General features: G+C 67.4%; 19 protein-coding genes. 8 read left to right on the top strand and 11 right to left on the bottom strand.

From position 1 onward, the window contains the following. The 5 genes from WAW17_RS01575 to WAW17_RS01555 all read left to right on the top strand — a co-directional run. Positions 1 to 560, top strand: a 560-nt coding sequence (locus WAW17_RS01575) for an ABC transporter permease (protein ID WP_422331272.1), incomplete at its 5' end; no start/stop codon positions are given. 11 nt (positions 561 to 571) lie between these two features. Next, positions 572 to 1,342, top strand: coding sequence for an ABC transporter ATP-binding protein (locus WAW17_RS01570; RefSeq protein ID WP_422331277.1), 771 nt, complete (start codon positions 572 to 574; stop codon positions 1,340 to 1,342). Positions 1,343 to 1,387: 45 nt separating this feature from the next. After that, positions 1,388 to 2,005: a TetR/AcrR family transcriptional regulator gene (locus tag WAW17_RS01565; protein ID WP_422331271.1), complete on the top strand. Its 618-nt coding sequence runs from the start codon at positions 1,388 to 1,390 to the stop codon at positions 2,003 to 2,005. Then, positions 2,002 to 2,661 carry a UdgX family uracil-DNA binding protein gene (locus WAW17_RS01560; protein ID WP_422331276.1) on the top strand — a complete coding sequence of 220 codons (660 nt, stop codon included), beginning with the start codon at positions 2,002 to 2,004 and terminating at the stop codon, positions 2,659 to 2,661. Before WAW17_RS01565 ends, WAW17_RS01560 begins: the two co-directional genes overlap by 4 nt. A 32-nt stretch (positions 2,662 to 2,693) precedes the next feature. Continuing rightward, complete coding sequence (locus tag WAW17_RS01555; RefSeq protein WP_422331275.1) at positions 2,694 to 3,599, top strand: NADP-dependent oxidoreductase; 906 nt, start codon at positions 2,694 to 2,696, stop codon at positions 3,597 to 3,599. A gap of 43 nt (positions 3,600 to 3,642) precedes the next feature. Here the strand turns inward: WAW17_RS01555 and WAW17_RS01550 are convergent, their stop codons facing one another. From WAW17_RS01550 to WAW17_RS01530, 5 genes are read right to left on the bottom strand one after another with little or no spacing between them, the layout of a single operon-like run. After that, positions 3,643 to 4,581, bottom strand: coding sequence for a copper resistance D family protein (locus WAW17_RS01550; RefSeq protein ID WP_422331270.1), 939 nt, complete (start codon positions 4,579 to 4,581; stop codon positions 3,643 to 3,645). Between the two features lie 5 nt (positions 4,582 to 4,586). Beyond that, positions 4,587 to 5,126, bottom strand: a complete 540-nt coding sequence (locus WAW17_RS01545) for a copper resistance CopC family protein (RefSeq protein WP_422331269.1) — start codon at positions 5,124 to 5,126, stop codon at positions 4,587 to 4,589. Then, complete coding sequence (locus tag WAW17_RS01540) at positions 5,123 to 5,785, bottom strand: YcnI family protein (RefSeq protein ID WP_422331268.1); 663 nt, start codon at positions 5,783 to 5,785, stop codon at positions 5,123 to 5,125. The genes WAW17_RS01545 and WAW17_RS01540 overlap by 4 nt, the downstream gene beginning before the upstream one ends. A 40-nt stretch (positions 5,786 to 5,825) precedes the next feature. Then, on the bottom strand, positions 5,826 to 6,341 hold the full coding sequence (locus WAW17_RS01535) for a hypothetical protein (protein WP_422331267.1): 516 nt from the start codon (positions 6,339 to 6,341) through the stop codon (positions 5,826 to 5,828). A gap of 17 nt (positions 6,342 to 6,358) precedes the next feature. Beyond that, on the bottom strand, positions 6,359 to 7,012 hold the full coding sequence (locus WAW17_RS01530; protein WP_422331266.1) for a DUF6474 family protein: 654 nt from the start codon (positions 7,010 to 7,012) through the stop codon (positions 6,359 to 6,361). A gap of 162 nt (positions 7,013 to 7,174) precedes the next feature. Here WAW17_RS01530 and WAW17_RS01525 point away from each other — a divergent pair, with 162 nt between their 5' ends. Next, positions 7,175 to 8,731 carry a TM0106 family RecB-like putative nuclease gene (locus tag WAW17_RS01525; protein ID WP_422331274.1) on the top strand — a complete coding sequence of 519 codons (1,557 nt, stop codon included), beginning with the start codon at positions 7,175 to 7,177 and terminating at the stop codon, positions 8,729 to 8,731. Positions 8,732 to 8,754: 23 nt separating this feature from the next. On the opposite strand, the gene WAW17_RS01520 is transcribed toward WAW17_RS01525, so the two are convergent. After that, positions 8,755 to 9,372, bottom strand: coding sequence for a class I SAM-dependent methyltransferase (locus tag WAW17_RS01520; RefSeq protein ID WP_422331265.1), 618 nt, complete (start codon positions 9,370 to 9,372; stop codon positions 8,755 to 8,757). Between the two features lie 153 nt (positions 9,373 to 9,525). Then, positions 9,526 to 10,293, bottom strand: coding sequence for an SDR family NAD(P)-dependent oxidoreductase (locus WAW17_RS01515; protein ID WP_422331264.1), 768 nt, complete (start codon positions 10,291 to 10,293; stop codon positions 9,526 to 9,528). A 347-nt stretch (positions 10,294 to 10,640) separates the two neighbouring features. On the opposite strand from WAW17_RS01515, the gene rox reads away from it, so the two are divergent. Continuing rightward, on the top strand, positions 10,641 to 12,068 hold the full coding sequence (gene rox, locus WAW17_RS01510; RefSeq protein ID WP_422331263.1) for a rifampin monooxygenase: 1,428 nt from the start codon (positions 10,641 to 10,643) through the stop codon (positions 12,066 to 12,068). Positions 12,069 to 12,262: 194 nt separating this feature from the next. Here the strand turns inward: rox and WAW17_RS01505 are convergent, their stop codons facing one another. Then, entirely contained in the window at positions 12,263 to 12,964 is a 702-nt protein-coding gene (locus WAW17_RS01505; RefSeq protein ID WP_422331262.1) for a TMEM165/GDT1 family protein, read from the bottom strand. Positions 12,965 to 13,254: 290 nt separating this feature from the next. Continuing rightward, positions 13,255 to 13,782 (bottom strand): peptidase, encoded by a 528-nt coding sequence (locus WAW17_RS01500; RefSeq protein ID WP_422331261.1) that lies wholly within the window; start codon positions 13,780 to 13,782, stop codon positions 13,255 to 13,257. 188 nt (positions 13,783 to 13,970) lie between these two features. Here WAW17_RS01500 and WAW17_RS01495 point away from each other — a divergent pair, with 188 nt between their 5' ends. Beyond that, entirely contained in the window at positions 13,971 to 15,290 is a 1,320-nt protein-coding gene (locus WAW17_RS01495) for a hypothetical protein (protein ID WP_422331260.1), read from the top strand. Positions 15,291 to 15,293: 3 nt separating this feature from the next. On the opposite strand, the gene WAW17_RS01490 is transcribed toward WAW17_RS01495, so the two are convergent. Both WAW17_RS01490 and WAW17_RS01485 read right to left on the bottom strand, forming a co-directional pair. After that, positions 15,294 to 16,739: an amidase gene (locus WAW17_RS01490; RefSeq protein ID WP_422331259.1), complete on the bottom strand. Its 1,446-nt coding sequence runs from the start codon at positions 16,737 to 16,739 to the stop codon at positions 15,294 to 15,296. 98 nt (positions 16,740 to 16,837) lie between these two features. Next, on the bottom strand, positions 16,838 to 16,943 hold a 106-nt coding region (locus WAW17_RS01485; protein WP_422331273.1), incomplete at its 5' end, for a Fe-Mn family superoxide dismutase.

Here is a 16,943-nt window from a genome sequence, read left to right as displayed (position 1 = left end):
GCCACACCCCGGTCGTGTGGACGACACTCGCCGACTGGCAGCAGCTGGCTCCTCGCGGTGGAGTCGCCACCGTCCTCGCGGTGTCCGAGCCGGGCGATGCCGACGCCACGAACGCGCTCGCCGGGACCACCGCCCTGAGCGTCGCGCAGTCCCTGCAGGCCGTCGGCTCCTACAAGTCGGAGAACGGCTCGCTGACACTGATGACGGTGATGCTGCTGGCGATATCGGCACTGGTGATCGGAGCCTTCTTCACGGTGTGGACCATTCAGCGCACCCCGGACATCGCCACACTGAAGGCACTCGGCGCCACCACCGGTTCGCTGATGCGGGACGCGCTCGGACAGGCGCTGATCGTGCTTGTCGCCGGAGTGGGAACGGGAGTGGGCGTGGCCGCAGCAGCGGGCTCGCTGATCGGGGACGCCTTGCCGTTCGTCCTGGACGCCTCCACCACGCTGGTGCCGGCGGCAGCCCTTGTCGGGCTCGGGCTGCTCGGTGCCGCCTTCGCCCTGCGATTCCTCGCCACCACCGACCCCCTCACCGCACTCGGGAGCGCACGATGAAGAACCGCGCGATGCAGGACACGGCCCTGGTGCTCGACGACGTCACTCTCACCTTCCCTGACGGGCAGGGTCGGATCACCGCCCTCGACGGCATCTCCCTCCGTCTCGGGAGCGGTGAGATCGCCGCGGTCACCGGTCCGTCGGGCTCGGGCAAATCCAGCCTCCTGGCGGTGGCCTCGACTCTTATCCGCCCCGACTCCGGGAGCATCCTCCTGCGGACCGCGGACGGGACGACCGACCTCGCGGTCCTGAGCCGACGCGACGCGTCCACTCTGCGACGCAAGCACATCGGCATCGTGTTCCAGCAGTCCAACCTGGTGTCGTCGCTGACCGCGCTGGAACAGCTCGAGGTGATGTCACACCTGGGGCAGCGGATCTTCGTGTCGAGTCGGGTACGTCGCAAGGTTCGTGCGAAGGCGATGGAACTGCTCGACGCCGTCGGACTCGCCGAGCACAGCGGCAAGCGGCCCGCCCAACTCTCGGGCGGCCAGCGTCAGCGGGTCAACCTCGCGCGGGCGTTGATGAACGATCCGACCCTCCTCGTCGTCGATGAGCCGACGAGCGCCCTCGACCAGGAGCGGGGTGCCGCGATCATGGACCTCGTCCTCGGCGTCGTCCGAGAGCACGACGTCGCGACGTTGCTGGTCACTCATGACACGACTCATCTGCCTCGCATGGACGCCGTGTACCGCGTCGTCGACGGGTCCGTCGGGCAACCGTGTACGACCAGCGGTTCCGTGCCGCGGGTTGACGTGTATCCCGCGCAGACCAAGAATGTGTGACGGTCGACACGTGTCGGGCGGGACGACCACGGCAAGAGGAGGCGCGTGGTGCACGGAGACGGTGACAGTCCGGGTCGGAGGGTGTTGATCGAGGCCGCTGCGTCGTGTTTCGGGGACTCGGGGTACGAGCGGGTCACCGAGACTGCGATCGCGGAACGTGCCGGAGTACCGCTCGCGGAGTTCTGTAAGCACTTCTCATCCCGTGACGAGGCCTTCCATGCCGTCGCCGCAGGCGTGTTCGAGACGTTTTTGGACCAGCGCATTCCCCTGACATCTGCGGCGGATCCGCGGGAGGTGCTGGCCGCGGCCACCGCGGCGTTCATCGAGACCATCTTTACCAGCGGCCGGTTGTTCACCATGATCGAGGCCCGGGCCGCGGTCGACCCGGTGGTCGGGGAGCAACTCGCCGACGCCCACGCACGGATGCTGCGCCGCTACACCCGGTTCATCGAGGTACTGGGCGAGGCCGGGGTGGCGGCGCCGTGTGCAGAACCCACGCGGCTCGCCCGCAAGCTGTCCGACGCCCAGTGGAGCGGTGCCGCCCGCCTCATCGACGCATCCGCGGACGAGCAGCGGAAGTTCGTCGTGGAGATGATCGCGGCATGCGAACGCTTCATCGGATTCGGAGAAGCAGCCTGCCCCGCCGTCAGAGAAGCCAGCTGAGTCCTGTGCCGCACGCACCGAGGCGGTCGGCGGCACCGTTCGTCCCGAGGACTTCCGATCTGGACGAACTGTCGCGCGCGGCCGCCGACTGCCGGGGCTGCGATTTGTACCGAAACGCCGAGCGCACCGTGTTCGGGGCCGGACGGCGCTCGGCGCGCATCATGCTTGTCGGCGAGCAACCCGGCGATCGGGAGGACCGGGTGGGCCTGCCGTTTGTCGGACCGGCAGGGAAGTTGCTGGACAAGGCTCTCGAGTCGGCGGGCATCGACCGGGATCTGGTCTACATCACCAATGCGGTCAAGCACTTCAAATTCGTGCGTGCGGAGAGTGGGCCGCGCCGTATCCACCAGAAACCGAACCGCACCGAGATCGTGGCATGCAGGCCGTGGTTGTTCGCCGAGATGGAAGCGGTGCTGCCCGATGTGCTCGTGTGCCTCGGGGCGACCGCCGCGCAGGCCCTGCTCGGCCCGTCGTTCCGGCTCACCGAGCACCGGGGTGAACTGCTGCACCTCGACTCCGGCACCGAGGTGGCTGCCGATCCCGACGTCTTCGTGACGATCCATCCGTCGGCGGTGCTCCGGGGTCCGCCGGAAGCGCGCGAGGGTGCGTTCGCGGGTCTCGTCGCGGACCTCGAGAAGGCGGCACGAGCGGCGTAGATTTGGCAGGCATGACGAACCCGACGGCGAACATGAAGGCTGTGTCCTACTCGAGCTACGGCGGCCCGGAGGTGCTCGAGACGACCGACGTGCCCTTGCCCGAGCCCGTGGGCAACAAGGTCCGGTTGTCGGTCCGTGCGGCGGGCGTCAACCCGATCGACTGGAAGCTGCGGTCCGGGTCGATGGCCGACGTGATGTCGGTGCAATTCCCGAAAATCCCCGGCAACGAGGTAGCGGGTGTCATCGATGCGGCCGGAGCCACCGCCACCGGGTCGGTGATCGGGGACGAAGTGTTCGGCTGGTCGGACACCGGGGCGTACGCCGAGTACGCGCTCGCGACCGTGGTGGTGCCGAAGCCGAGCTCGCTCAGCTGGACGGATGCGGCCACCATTCCGGTGGCCGGTGAAGCTGCCGTCCGCGGACTGCGGCTGCTCGATCTGCAGCGCGGCGAGACGCTCCTGCTCAACGGGGCCTCGGGGTCGGTGGGAACCATCGCGGCGCAACTGGCTCTGAGAGCGGGCGTCACGGTGATCGGTACCGCCAGCGAGCGCCACCACGGCGCCCTGCGTGAACTCGGGGTCATCCCCACCACGTACGGCGACGGACTCGTCGACCGCGTACGTGAGCTTGCCCCGGACGGCGTCGATGCCGTCCTCGACACCGGGCACGGCGGGTTGCCGGCCGCGATGGAGTTGCGTGGCGGCACCGATCGCATCGTCACGTTGTCGGATCCGGCCGCGTTCGAGTTGGGGATCACCTTCTCGTCGGGGACGTCCGCGGACTGGAGCGCCGAGGTCCTCCGTCGGCTCGGTGATCTCGTGGCCACCGATCAGTTGACGCTGCCACCGGCCCGGACCTTCCCACTGGCGGACGCGGCCGAAGCTCATCGCGCCGGTGAGACAGGTGGCGCGAGAGGGAAGATCATCCTCCACCCGTGAGTACTCGTCAACCGCCCGGTGTTGACAAGTACTCACAGGGGTGTCAGGCGGTGGTGGCCAGGGCTGCGGCGAGACCGAAGGCGACGGCCATCGCCACCACTTCGAGGACCGCCCGTCGAAGCGAGTCCTCCGCGCTCGTCCGGTGCGCGGCGGCCCGGACCACCCAGGTGCGCCGCCACCACCATCCGAGGCCGAGGAGCGCGGTCAGAACCACGACCTTCGCGAGGACGATGCGTCCGTAGCCGGTGTCGAAGAGGGGGCTCACACCGCCCAGCCGGACGGCAGCATCCACGACACCCGTCGCAGTGAGCAGCCACACGCAGCGCCAGGCGACGGTCGAATATCGAGGCAGCCAGGTCGACCAGTCGCTGCGCGAACGCAGGGTCACCGCGAGCGCGGCGAGGAGACCGAACCAGGTGGCCGCAGCGAGTGCGTGGACGGCGTCCAGCACGGATCCGAATGCCTGCTGCGACATGTGGCCGGTGACGGGACGGGTCACGAGAGCGAGTGCGGACACCACCAGGACCGGCAGGGCGATCCGCGCGCCCTCTCGACGAAACGCGATTCCCGACCACAGCGTGATCGCCGCGGTGCACACGAGCGTTGCCAGACCTACGCGTCCCGCACCGATCTCGGTGATGTACGAACCGAAGCGGGACACCGACAATTTCGACAACGGTGTGCCGCCCGCGTCGGCCGCGGTCATCGCGAGCAGTACCCCCTCGGCGAGCATCCACGAACCGGCGAGTGCCGCGGACAGCCGCCACACCGTGGCAGCGGGTGCAACGGGACGGGCATCGGTGCGCGCCCACCAGCCGAGAACGGCGAGACCGAGGACCGCCGAACCCAGCAGCAGGCACAACGCCCGTACCGCACCCGACGGAGTGGCGTCTTGGGGCCGGGCCAACGCCCAACCGCATGCGACTCCGACGAACGAGGTGGGTACGGCGAACAGCAGCCACCACTGTCGTGCCGTACCCACCGTGCTCAGTTCGCGCCGCGCGGCTTGCGGAGCGCGAACCACAGCCCGCCGCCGAACACGACAATTCCCAGTGCGATGAACGGCCACAACGGGACTCCGCTGGAATCGGAGTCGCCGGAACTCTCGGACGCCGCAGCGCCCGCCGTTCCGGTGCCCTCCTCGGTGAGCGTGAATGTGAGGGTGCCGCTCACCGGATGGCCGTCAGCCGAGGTGACTCGGTACGCGATGGTATAGACACCGGCGGGACCGAGCTCACCGAGATCCGCACTGACGGTGGAACCCTCGACGGCGGGGGTGCTCTTGGTCCACAGGTTGCCGTCCGGACCCACCACGGTCAGTGATGCGAACGATTCCTGTAATGCCTCGTTGAACGTGACGCTCACGCGTTCCGGTCCGGACGCGATCTGCGACTCGTTCACGGGGGTGGAGTCGATCACCACCGAGTGTGCGGATGCGGTGCCTGCGCCGAGCATGCCGGCGAGCATCGCCAAAAGACCTACCACGATCACCTTCACCGAGGTGATGATGCTGCGTCCGGTTCTCATGGTCGCTTGCTCCGGACCAGTGCGCCGAGACCCAGGGCCGCGCCGAGAGCGCCGAGCGCCAAGCCGATTCCGCCGAGCCAACGGGCGGTGTCGTCGGTCCCCGAAGCGGTGGCGTCGGTCTCGTCCGCCCCTGCACCGGCGGTGTGACTGTCATCGTCGCCGCTGGCGGTAACCAACGTCAGGGTGGGCGCGGGCTTCTCCGGTTTCTCGGCGTCCGGCGTTGCTTCCTGATTCCAGTCGACGACCCTGCCGTCGCTGTATGTCTGCGCGGCGGGGAACGATACCTCGTCGTCCACGGGAAGTGGTCCCGCAGAGAGGACGAACTGCTGGAACTGGCCGGGTGCGATACCGACCCCGGCGTCGGCCGTCCATGTCACGGATGTGGCGAGCTTGGAGGTGGCGTCCTTTTCCACCACGGATGTCCAGCCGGGCAGCGCCTCGGTGCGAGCCGATTTGAGGCCCGGCAGCTGGACGGTGAGCTTGGTGGTGGCTGCCGTGTCCGATTCGGTGGGAACGCGGAACGTCAGCACCGAGTAGCCGCCCTGTTCGGCGCCCGGCGCCACAACGGTGACGTGCGCGGCGGCGACACCCGGTGTGAGCAACAGGGCGCTGCCGGCCGCGCCGAGGGTGAGAAGGGCACGCGAAACGCGAGGATTCATCAAAAGGTCCTTACTGGTCTGAATGGGGGGAGACGGGATCTCAGACCAGGACCGGAGGACCACGACGCGAAATGCTCGCTCGCAGCAGGGCGTCGAGGGGGGCGTGGTGACGCGTGGGAACAGGAAGTGAGGGGACGAGCGTGATCGGTGTCGGAACGGCGCGTGATACCACCCGCCAGACGTGCAGGGTCGAGCCGTAGAGACGTTCGGCGGTGGCAACCAGCAGGGCGCAGAGCGCAGTGGCCGCCGCATGCGCAGCCGACATCGATATCGCGGGAAATGTCGAATGGACGTGTGTGGTGAGGATCAGCGCGACGTGGCCGGCCAGCTGTCCGGCAGCGAGCGCACCGAGCAGGGCCAGTGGTCCGGACCAGCGGGCGGGCAGGCTCGCGGTGATCGCGCCCACGCCGGCGCAGGTGACGACCAGGAGCGTGAGCGCCGCCGCCTCGGGAAACCCACCCCCACCGACACCGTGCGCGGCGACGGTCAGGCCGGCCGAGAGTGCACCGACCGCGCCGCCCCGGAAGGTGGCGGTCGCGGTCGGGTGGTGGGTCATTCAGGTGGCTCGGTGCTTCAGCGCACGCCGAGACGGGCGAGAAGATCAGCCTCGACGCCGTCGAGTTCGGTGGAGATGGCCTGGTGCGCGGCCTTACGGCGTGCCTGCGGCATCTTCTCGGCCGCGCGCACGGCGGTGTTGAGATCCGTGAGACGCTCGCGGGTGGCGGCGGCGAACTTCTGCGTCTCCGCGTCGTCCGGCTTCTGGGTGAGGATTTCGGCGGTGGAACTTTCGGCACCGGCGATGCGGGCACTGAGCTTGGCGCCGTGCCCGGTGAAGTTGGCGAGCTGATCGACATCGACGCCCATCCGCTCGGCGCGCTTGGTGTCGATCTGGCCGCGCACGACGGTGGCGGCGCGGTACGCGACCGGCAGCAGCACCGGTGTCAGCAGCCGAGCGACACCGAGGTAGCGGCGCACCGAGTGTACGGTGAGCCCCTTCTGGGAGGCGGATTTCTCCTGGGCTTTCAATGCAGCGATCTGCGCCTTCTCGACCTTCTTCTGCGACTTCAACTCGGAAGCTTCGAGCTTCCGAAGGGCTTTGAGTTCCGCCTTGTCACGCTTACGCTCGTTCCTAGCACTCAGCCTGGCTTCCACCCCAGCCTTGTGCTTGAGTGCCTTGGCTTCCGCCTTGCGGGTGGCCCGGGACTTGCGTTTCTTCAACAACCCCATCGAAAAGACCCCTTTTCCTGGTGTTTCAGCGCAGCGCACGCTACCGACTGCATCCGGTGCTTCGGGATCAGCCTAGGGGAGCACATAATCTTCGTCATCGTGTGTTCCTATATCGGTCAGCAATCAGAACCCGGCACCTCTCCCGGAGAGGGCCCGGGCGCGGTGATCGATGCCGGCGCCCTGACCCGGTGCCGCCATCGTGTGCACCTCGACGCCGCGTTCCCGGAAGAGTTGGCGGCTGCGCCCGAGGACCCCGGGGTGCGTCAGCGCCAGGATGCTGCCGCGGCCAAGCGCGAAGAGATTCGGCGCACTCTCACCGAGCACGCGCCCGAGCGATGGGTGCAGATCGACCCCGGGCAGAGCATGCGGAAGCGGTCCGAGGACACGCTGGCCGCGTGCGCGGCAGGTGCCGACCGCATCTGGGGAGCGGTGCTGCCCATCGAACGTGACACCGGGCGGAAGGGGCGCTGCGAAATCCTCGTCCGTGACACCGAACGCGGCGGCTACATCCCGGTGATCGTGGTCAACCACAAGGTCACCGATCCCGGTCGCGGCGCGGTGACGTCGGGCCTGTTCGAGTGGGAACCGCGGGAGGACACTACGCGTAAGCCGCGCAGTCAGGTGCGGGACCAGATGCGGGTCGCGCAGGTGTACCGGATGCTGGAGCGGCACGGGTGGGCCAGCCCGGCACTGGTCGGGGGTGCCATCGGCTACGGCGGTGACGTGATCATCGTGCACGACCTCAGCACCGTCCTCGACGAGTACGACGAACGATTCGCCGACCGCATCGCCGTCGCCCGCGGCCAGGCGCCCACTGTGCCGTCGCGAATCGGTGAATGCCGCTCATGCCCGTGGTGGCCCGGGTGCGAGAGCGAGCTGAAACACAAGCACGATGTCAGTCTCGTGGCCACGGGTTCGCGGGCCGACATGCTGCGCGAGGCCGGCTGCCACACCATCGAAGACCTCGCGGCGTGGGACGGCGAACCGCTCGAGGACTGGCCGCACGGCGCGTTCCAGGATGCAATCGTCATCGCCAAGGCTTGGTTGGCTGATGCACCGTTGGTCCGACGGCACGCGAAGATTCGCGTCCACCGGGCCGACATCGAGGTCGACGTCGACATGGAGAGCTACCAGGAGCACGGCGCGTATCTGTGGGGGACGCTGCTCAACACCGTCGGAGTGTCCGTGTACCGTCCGTTCGTGAGCTGGGATCCGGTTCCCACGGAAGACGAGGCGCGTTCGTTCGGCGAGTTCTGGACGTGGCTCATGGCCGAACGCGAGGCGGCAGCCGCACGGGGCAAGACCTTCGCCGCCTACTGCTATTCGCGGGCGGCGGAAGACAAGTGGCTTCTGGACTCTGCCCGGAGGTTCGCCGGTGTGCCCGGCGTCCCCACCCGCGAAGAGGTCCGCGAGTTCATCGACGGCCCGCAATGGGTCGACATCTACCAGGCCGTCACCGACCAGTTCATCTGCCCGCACGGCAAAGGACTCAAGAAGATCGCACCGGTGGCCGGATTCACCTGGCGTGACGCCGACGCGGGCGGTGAGGCATCGATGAGCTGGTACCGCGAGGCAGTGGGATACGACGGCGATCCCGACCACACCCAGCGCGAACGCCTCCTGCAGTACAACGAGGACGACGTGATCGCGACGAAGGTGCTGCGGGAATGGATGTCCGAACGCGCCGAGCAGGAGATCCCGCTGGCGTCGGAGCTGTAGGGCTGCGAAACGTATGCGGCCACCTATTCCGAGGCCGCGTAACCGAGAGAATATGCGCCGACGAACTTCGGTGTTCCCTTCTCATAGAAGGCATCGAGTTCGCGGATGTCGAACCCCGCATCGGTGAGCAGGGCAGGGATGTCGCGGGTGAGATGGCAGCCGCCGGCAACCTTCTTCTGAATCGGTTCCAGCCGGTGCTGCCAGCGCTGAACGTCGGCGTCGGGTGCCAGTCCGTGTTCCACGAAGTGGAGGGTGCCGCCGGGTTTCAACACGCGCCGCACCTCGTGGAGCGCCGCCGCGATGTCGGGAATGGTGCACATCGTCCAGGTGGACAGCGCGGTGTCGAAGGTGTCGTCTTCGAAGGGGAGGGACTGGCCGTCGAGCCCTGCCCGCTCCACCGGCACCGACGACGCCGCCAGACGTTTCGACGCAAGTTTCCACCCGAGGTCGGCCGGTTCGACCGCGCTCACGGACTCCACGGTGGACGGATAGAAAGGCACGTTGAGGCCCGAGCCGAAACCGATCTCCACCACCCGACCGTGCAGGCCGGAGCACGCACGCCGTCGTAGTGGCTGGACGATCTTCATCCCGCAGGCCACGTTCACCAACCGCGGAACGATGTGATCACCGTAGAACCCCATGCAGACCTCCCGAGAGCTGTTGCGCGTCGTCCCTGTCGATGGTCCCACTGATCGCCTTCGCCCAACCGGCTTTCGGTTTTCACTCTAACGCCTGCCGTACGCCGCTTCCGAAAGTGAGAGCAACCAGAAAACGGCGCACGGCCGGCGAAGGCGCTACCGCGGAGCCATGCGCAGAGCGCCGTCCATACGAATGGTTTCACCGTTGAGGTAGTCGTGTTCGACGATCATCTGCGCGAGCTGCGCGTACTCGGCGGGCTGGGCGAGTCGGGACGGGAACGGGACACCCGCTTCGAGGCCGGCGCGGTACTCGGCGGTGACGCCGGCAAGCATCGGGGTGTCGACGATGCCGGGGGCGATGGTGTTGACACGGATGCCGTACTGCGCGAGGTCACGGGCTGCGGGGACGGTCATGCCGTGCACGCCACCCTTCGACGCAGAGTAGGCGATCTGACCGATCTGGCCCTCGAATGCGGCGACGGAGGCGGTGTTGATGATGATGCCGCGCTGGCCGGCCTCGTCGACGGTGTCGGTCTTGGCGATGGCGTCGGCGGCCAGGCGCATGACGTTGAACGTGCCGAGCAGGTTCACCGTGATGACGGTGCGGAACAGTTCGAGGTCGTGCGGGCCCTTCTTCGACAGGATGCGTCCCGCCCAGCCGACACCGGCACAGTTCACGACGATGCGCAGCGGAAGACCGGACTCGACGATCTTGTCGACGGCAGCCTGGACCTCTTCGCCGCTGGTGACGTCGGTGGGGATGAGGGTGACGCCGGCCGGGACGTTGTCACCGGTCCGCTCGATGGACTGCTGCAGGTCGAGTCCGAAAACGGTGGCTCCGGCCTCGGCGAGGCGCTTCGCGGTGGCGGCACCGAGGCCCGATGCTGCTCCGGTGACCAGTGCGGCTGTTCCCTGAATTTCCACAGTGCAAATCCTTCTTTTCCGGCGACCACGCTTGGTCGACCCTGGTGACCTGCACCATAACGTGATCAGCAGGTGACGGCAGAGGCAAGGTGGGGCGGCGGGGTGATCTTGTCGGGGCCGCATGAAAGGCAGGGAGGTTACCCACTCCCTGCCACTCTCAACGTATAGCGCACCGGGGGTCTTGCGGCAAGACCCCGGTCGTGCCGCAGAATCTGCGGTCGAAGCCAGAACCTGCGCAAATCAGGGATTCGCGAAGTACGTGTACTTCTGTCGACGTGTGGGGTGTGCGCGCCGTCGGACGATGCGGAGCAGCTGGCCGAATCCGACCTTGTTGAATGGGGGTTTTCATGATCGACGTGATCGTTGCCGGCGGTGGACCGACCGGCTTGATGCTGGCCGCCGAGTTGCGTGTGCACGGCGTGCACGTACTCGTGCTGGAGAAGGAGGCGGAGCCGACCAAGGTTGTCCGTGCGCTCGGTTTGCACGCGCGCAGTATCGAGATAATGGACCAGCGCGGTCTGCTCGGGCGATTCCTCGCGCTCGGCCGGCAATACCCGCTCGGAGGTTTCTTCGCCGGCATCCCCAAGCCGTCGCCCGAGCGGCTGGATACCGCGCACCCGTACGTCCTGGGGATCCCGCAGGTCATCACGGATCGACTGCTGGCCGAGCACGCCACCGAGGTGGGCGCCGAGATCCGGCGGAACTGTGAGCTGGTCGGGCTGAGCCAGGACGACCACGGGGTGACCGCCCTACTGGCCGACGGCACCCGGTTGCGCTCGCGCTACCTCGTCGGCTGCGACGGCGGCCGCAGCACGGTGCGCAAGCTGCTCGGCGTCGGCTTCCCGGGCGAGCCCTCCAGAGTCGAGACACTGGTCGGTGAGGTGGAGTTGACCGCGTCGCCGGAGACGGTGAATGCGGTGGTTGCCGAAGTCCGCAAGACCCAGTTGCGGTTCGGCGCCATGCCCCTCGGCGACGGGGTGTACCGCGTTGTCGCGCCCGCTGCCGGGGTGGCCGAGGATCGCACGGTCCCGCCGACCCTGGACGAGCTGAAGAAGCAGCTACGGGAGGTCGCGGGCACCGATTTCGGTGTGCACTCGCCGCGCTGGCTGTCCCGATTCGGGGACGCCACCCGGTTGGCCGAGCACTACCGGACCGGCCGCGTGCTACTGGCCGGCGACTCGGCGCACATCCATCCACCGGCGGGCGGGCAGGGGCTCAACCTCGGCATCCAGGACGCCTTCAACCTCGGCTGGAAGCTGGCCGCCGAGGTCAACGGATGGGCGCCGGAGGGGCTGCTGGACAGCTACCACACAGAACGACGCCCGGTAGCGGCCGACGTGCTGGACAACACCCGCGCAATGATGCAGCTGATGTCCCTCGATCCGGGTTCCCAGGCGGTGCGCCGCCTGGTGTCGGAACTGATGGACTTCGAGGAGGTGAACCGGTACCTGACAGAGAAGATCGCTGCGATCGGGGTCCGCTACGACTTCGGCGAGGGGCATGAACTGCTCGGCCGGCGGATGCGGGACATCGGGCTGAAGCGGGGGCGTCTCTACGAGCAGATGCACGGTGGCCGCGGACTGCTGCTCGACCAGACCGGCCGACTCTCGGTGGCGGGCTGGGCAGATCGGGTCGACCACGTCGTCGACGTCAGCGAGGAACTGGACGTGCTCGCGGTGCTGCTGCGGCCGGACGGCCACGTGGCGTGGGTCGGCGAAGATCAGCAGGATCTGCTCCGACAGCTGCCCAGGTGGTTCGGCGCTGCCGTCGGCTGAGCGCGCAGTTGTGGCTCGAAGGGGCGGGACTGTCTCCGGCGGTGCGGCGAAGGGGCGATACCTTCGCCCATCGAATTCGCAATGGCCTCCGAACCGGAGTAGCAGCCGTGCGATCCTTCCCACCCCTTCGCCCCGGTCCACTGCCGAGGTCTCGGACGCGCTGACCGAGGACGAGATTGTCGAACCGCGAGGAACTATTGAGGTTCGAGTATTTCCCCGGAGCGGGTGCCTGTCGCCTGCGCCGTTGCCGACCTCGCCTTGACCAGGCCGCCGACCAGAGCGAGGACCACGACCGCGCCGCCCGCGATCGGAGCGGCCGCATTGCCGGGGAAAAGTCCCTCGAGCAGTAGCCACGCACCGAACGCGAAGAACAGGGTGGCGGCGCCGAGGCTGATGATGTTCTCGGGAAGGTGCTTGCCCAGGAGGGCGCCGAGGACGATGGCCAGCGCATCCGCCGCCACCATGCCGACGGTCGAGCCGATCCACACACCGACGGAATCGTGATCGGTGGCGAGGGTGATGGTGGCGAGCATCGTCTTGTCACCGAGCTCGGCGAGGAAGAACGCGGAGGTGACGGCCAGGAACGCCGAGCGGGTGGCTCGGGCGGCTTTGAGTCCCTCGTCCTCGCTGAGCCGGTCACCGCGAAGGGTCCACAATCCGAAGATCAGGAACGCGATGCCGCCGACCACGCTGATGGCGGCCGTGGGAAGCGCAACACCCAGGTAGTGCCCGACCGCAACGGAAACCAGGTGAACCACTGTCGTGGCGACCGTGATGCCTGAGATCACGACCCACCAGCGGTAGCGAAGCGCGAACGTCATCGCCATCAACTGCGACTTGTCGCCCAGTTCGGCGACAAAGATCACCCCGAAGCTGAGCAGCATGGCGGCGAGCACGAATATCCTCCTCCAGTTGGTGGTGTCGGAGGATGACTTGGGGCAGTCCTCCGGCCTGGCGGACACGGGTGTGTCCGTCCGGCCGAAGGTCTCGCCCACCGACGTCGAGAACGATGTCGGTTCGCCAGGCCGGGATCGTTGCGTTCGTCTGGCGAAAGCACCGAGCCAGTATGTCGACAAGGCGATTGGGGGCTACTCCCCTTCGTTGCTCATGAGGCTAGCCTAAGGTCTTCGAAATGGCAATGGCGCCAATAAGTTTGGGAAACCATCCAGATAGATTTCGGGTACCCTCACGACGCGAGCAGCATGGCCAAAACCGCGGTATCGGGGTGGCTGATCGGGTCGATGCCGACCCGGCTGATCATGGACGTCACCGTGCCGTCCGCCTCCGCCTCGACCCACGCCGCGCGATGATCGAGTCCCAGGTGGGGGAGTCCGGGCAGCAGGACGCAGCCCGACGCGGCACCGGTGCACTCGGGTAGCGACGGCGTGGTTTCCGACGGGGGATGGAGCATCATCAACGCCGGCGGTTGATGCTCGGCGAACTGGCCGGGAGTCACGGCGTGGTCGCCGAGCACGGGCCCTTCCGCGACCACCAGGCCGACGGTGTCGGGTGCCGGTTCGTCGGGTAGATCCTCGCGGGCACCGAATACGGTGGTGGTGTGCAGGAGGCCGGGAACCGACGCTACCCGGACGGCGAGCACCAGAAGTTGCGCCCATTCCTTGGTGGTGTCGGGCCAGCGCCCGGAAATCACGAATCCCCGCAAGGTACCCGCAGCCTGGAACGGTGAAATGCCGATGTATCCGTCCCTGTTCATCTCTGCCTCCTCGGTGTGATCCACGTGCTGTAGACATGCGCCGCTCTGCACACCTCGATGGGTACTTGAACAATGCACCACAAGCTGTCTGGCACACAAGAGCGTGCGAGTGCCAGGACCGCCAGCTCTCAGAGAACCCTCAGAGTGGCCACACGCTGCGGCTACGAAATCCGCCTACTCTCGCCGGAATGACCTCTGAGCCACCAACGAACGCCCGTCGCCGCACCACCCGCAGAGCCGTCTCGGGTTGCATGGTGGCGCTGATCGCCATGTCGGCCGCCGGACTCGGATACCTCTATCAGGGTGAGGGGGACCCGACGTCGAGCCGGACCGTGGCGATCGTGAATACCGACGCCGGCGCCACCGTTGACGGGAAGCCGGTGCGGGCGAGCGACGAGCTGATCGGCAAGCTCGAGGAGAACCCGTCGTTCGAGTGGGAAGTGGTCGACGCGGAAGCGGGCGCCGGCAACGAGTATTTCGCGACGGTCACCGTGCCCGAGGACTTCAGTGAAGCGGTGTCCTCGGTGTGGGGCACGACTCCGCGTCAGGCGACGCTCGATCTCGACGTCGCCGGTTCCGGCACCGCGGCGGCCGAGGAACTGTCCGGGATCGTCTCGTCCCGGATCGGCGCAGGCGGCATCGCGGAACTCCTCGCGGGAATGGCGTCGTCGCGCACCACCTTCCAGCAGGCGGGCATGGCCGCTGGGCTGCTGGCCGCGGGAACCTCCGCGGCGGATGCGGCGGCGCAGCAGCTCACCGAGGGCGCCGACACTCTCCTTCCGTACCTCGAGACCGCCCGCGCCGGTTCGGTGCAATTGCTCGAGGTGGCAGATCAGGTCTCGTCCGTGGTCGGTGAGACCTCCGGAACGGCGAACGATCTGGCAGACCGGTTGAGCGCTCTCGGCCTGACGCTGGGGCAGGCCGACGACAGCGCCACGCAGATGCGAACAAGGATCGACGCGGCCGTCCGTATCCTCGAGCCCACTCCCGTCGGACCGGAAGTGGTCCCGGCCCTGGAGCAGGTGAGTTCCGATCTGGCCCTGCTGTCTTCGCAGCTCGGTTCGGTACCGGGATTGCTGGGCGACCAGGTGGGACCGGACACGGATCTCGGTGAGCTCGTCCGCGTCGCGATGGGGCAACTGACGGACGCCAGTGACCAACTGAGCAGTGGGGCAAGGCAACTGAATGACGGAATCGCGCCCATTGCCGATCAGGCACCCCAGATGCTGGCCGGTGCCACCTCGGAGATCGTGGATGGATTCGCGAAACTGAAATCGCTGTCCAGCCGGCTCTCCACCGATCTGAACGCGGGAGTGACTGCTATGCCCGCGCGTTCGAAGGCTCAGCAGGCGCAGCTGGCGACAGTCCTCGCCGAACCGGTGGCGGTGACCCGCACCATCTCCGAGCCGGACGCGATACTGACCCCGGAACGTCTGGCTGTGGGATTCGGCATCACCACGGTGCTACTGGCCGGGGTCGTCATCTGGTTCGGTGTGCGCAGAACCTGAGCCTCACCCTGCATCCTGAATGCGCAGCCAAGGCTTCGCCTCCTCGAGCTCGAATGCCAGCTCGAGGAGCGTCCGTTCGTCACCGTGATTCGCGGACAAGTGCGAGGCGAGAGGAAGACCGAGTGACGTCTGATGCAGCGGCAGTGAGATCGCGGGGCCACCCGACGCGTTGTTCAGTGGCGTGAATGCGGTGTAGGTGACGAGCTTGTCGAAGAGTTCCTCGAAACTCTGTGCCGGCGAAAGATATCCGAGCCGAGGCGTCGTGTGCGCCACTGTGGGAGAGAGGACCACGTCATACTTCTGGAACTCGTGCGCGTACCGACGGTACGTACGCTGCAACCGGTAGAGCACCCGGGGTGTCTTGGCCATGTTGTCCCGGTACATCGCTGCCAGTCCACGCGTCAGGTTGTCCGTGGCATTCCGATCGAAATCGGGGCCCAGCATCTTCTTGCCCCGGTTGCAGATCGCGAAAGCCAGGAAGCCCCAGTAGATGCAGAAGTCCTCGGCGAACGAGGGCGCCACCGGCATCGGGGCTTCCTCGACGTGATGCCCCAGGTCAGCCAGGAGGTCTGCGGTCGCCTGAACCGATGCGCGCGTCTCGGTGTCGGTGGGCGTGGCAGTGACCGAATCGATGATGACCCCGACTCGAAGGCGGGTGCTGCTCGGGCCTCGAACCGAGCGAACGGGGGGAAGCGCCGGATTGCGGTAGAAGCGTTCGGCCGCCGAGATCCACCCCGCGGTGTCCCGGACGGACCTCGTCACGACGCCCTGCGAGATGATGCGAATCGGCAGTGTCCGGTCGGTGGCGTCCGTCACCGTCCGTCCGCGGCTGGGCTTGAGTCCCACCAGCCCGCACGCGGCGGCAGGGATGCGGATGGAACCGCCACCATCGTTGGCGTGGGCGATGGGCACCGCGCCCGAGGCAACCAGCGCTGCCGAACCTCCGGACGAGGCACCCGACGAGTAGGCGGGATTCCACGGGTTACACACCGGTTCGGCGTCCATGAACTCGGTGGTGGCGTTGAACCCGAACTCCGGCAACCTGCTTTTCCCGAGCGAGATCACGCCGGTGGACAGGTATTGCCGCACGAAGTCGCTGTCGGTGCGGGCGGGACGGGCGGTGAACGCGGCGCTCCCGTGCCCGGTGGGCTGGCCGGCGACGTCCACGTTGTCCTTGACGAGGGTCGGCACCCCGGCGAAGACACCCTCATGGGGGTTGGCCGATTCCGCGAGCGCACGGTCGTAATCAGCGAACGCGACACCGTTCAGAACGGGCTGCACCGTCTCGACCCGGGCGATCGCCGCCTCCGTCACCTCGCGGATCGAGAGTTCTCCGGAGGCGATGCATCCGGCGATGCCGGTGGCGTCGAGATCACCGAGTGCGTCGTCCCGGAAGGCATGGACGACAGTCCCGCGAGGGCTGTGGGGCGCGGTGTGAAAGTCGGTCACGCCGACGAGCCTAGGGGACGACCCCGGACACCGAAACGGGCACGAGCGCACAAAACACCCGGAGGTGTTCTGCGCGCTCGTGAAAGAGAAGGCGGAAACTAGACGATCAGTCCCGCGGTCTGGGTGCGTGCCCTCTCGAAACGAGCGGCGACGTCGTTCCAGTTCACGATGTTCCAGAATGCCTTGACGTAATCGCCCTTGACG

It is taken from the genome of Rhodococcus sp. (in: high G+C Gram-positive bacteria) (assembly GCF_049286785.1).
Lineage (GTDB): Bacteria > Actinomycetota > Actinomycetes > Mycobacteriales > Mycobacteriaceae > Rhodococcus_F.
Note: the sequence above shows the minus strand (reverse complement) of the source record. Positions and strands in the feature narration are given on the sequence as shown.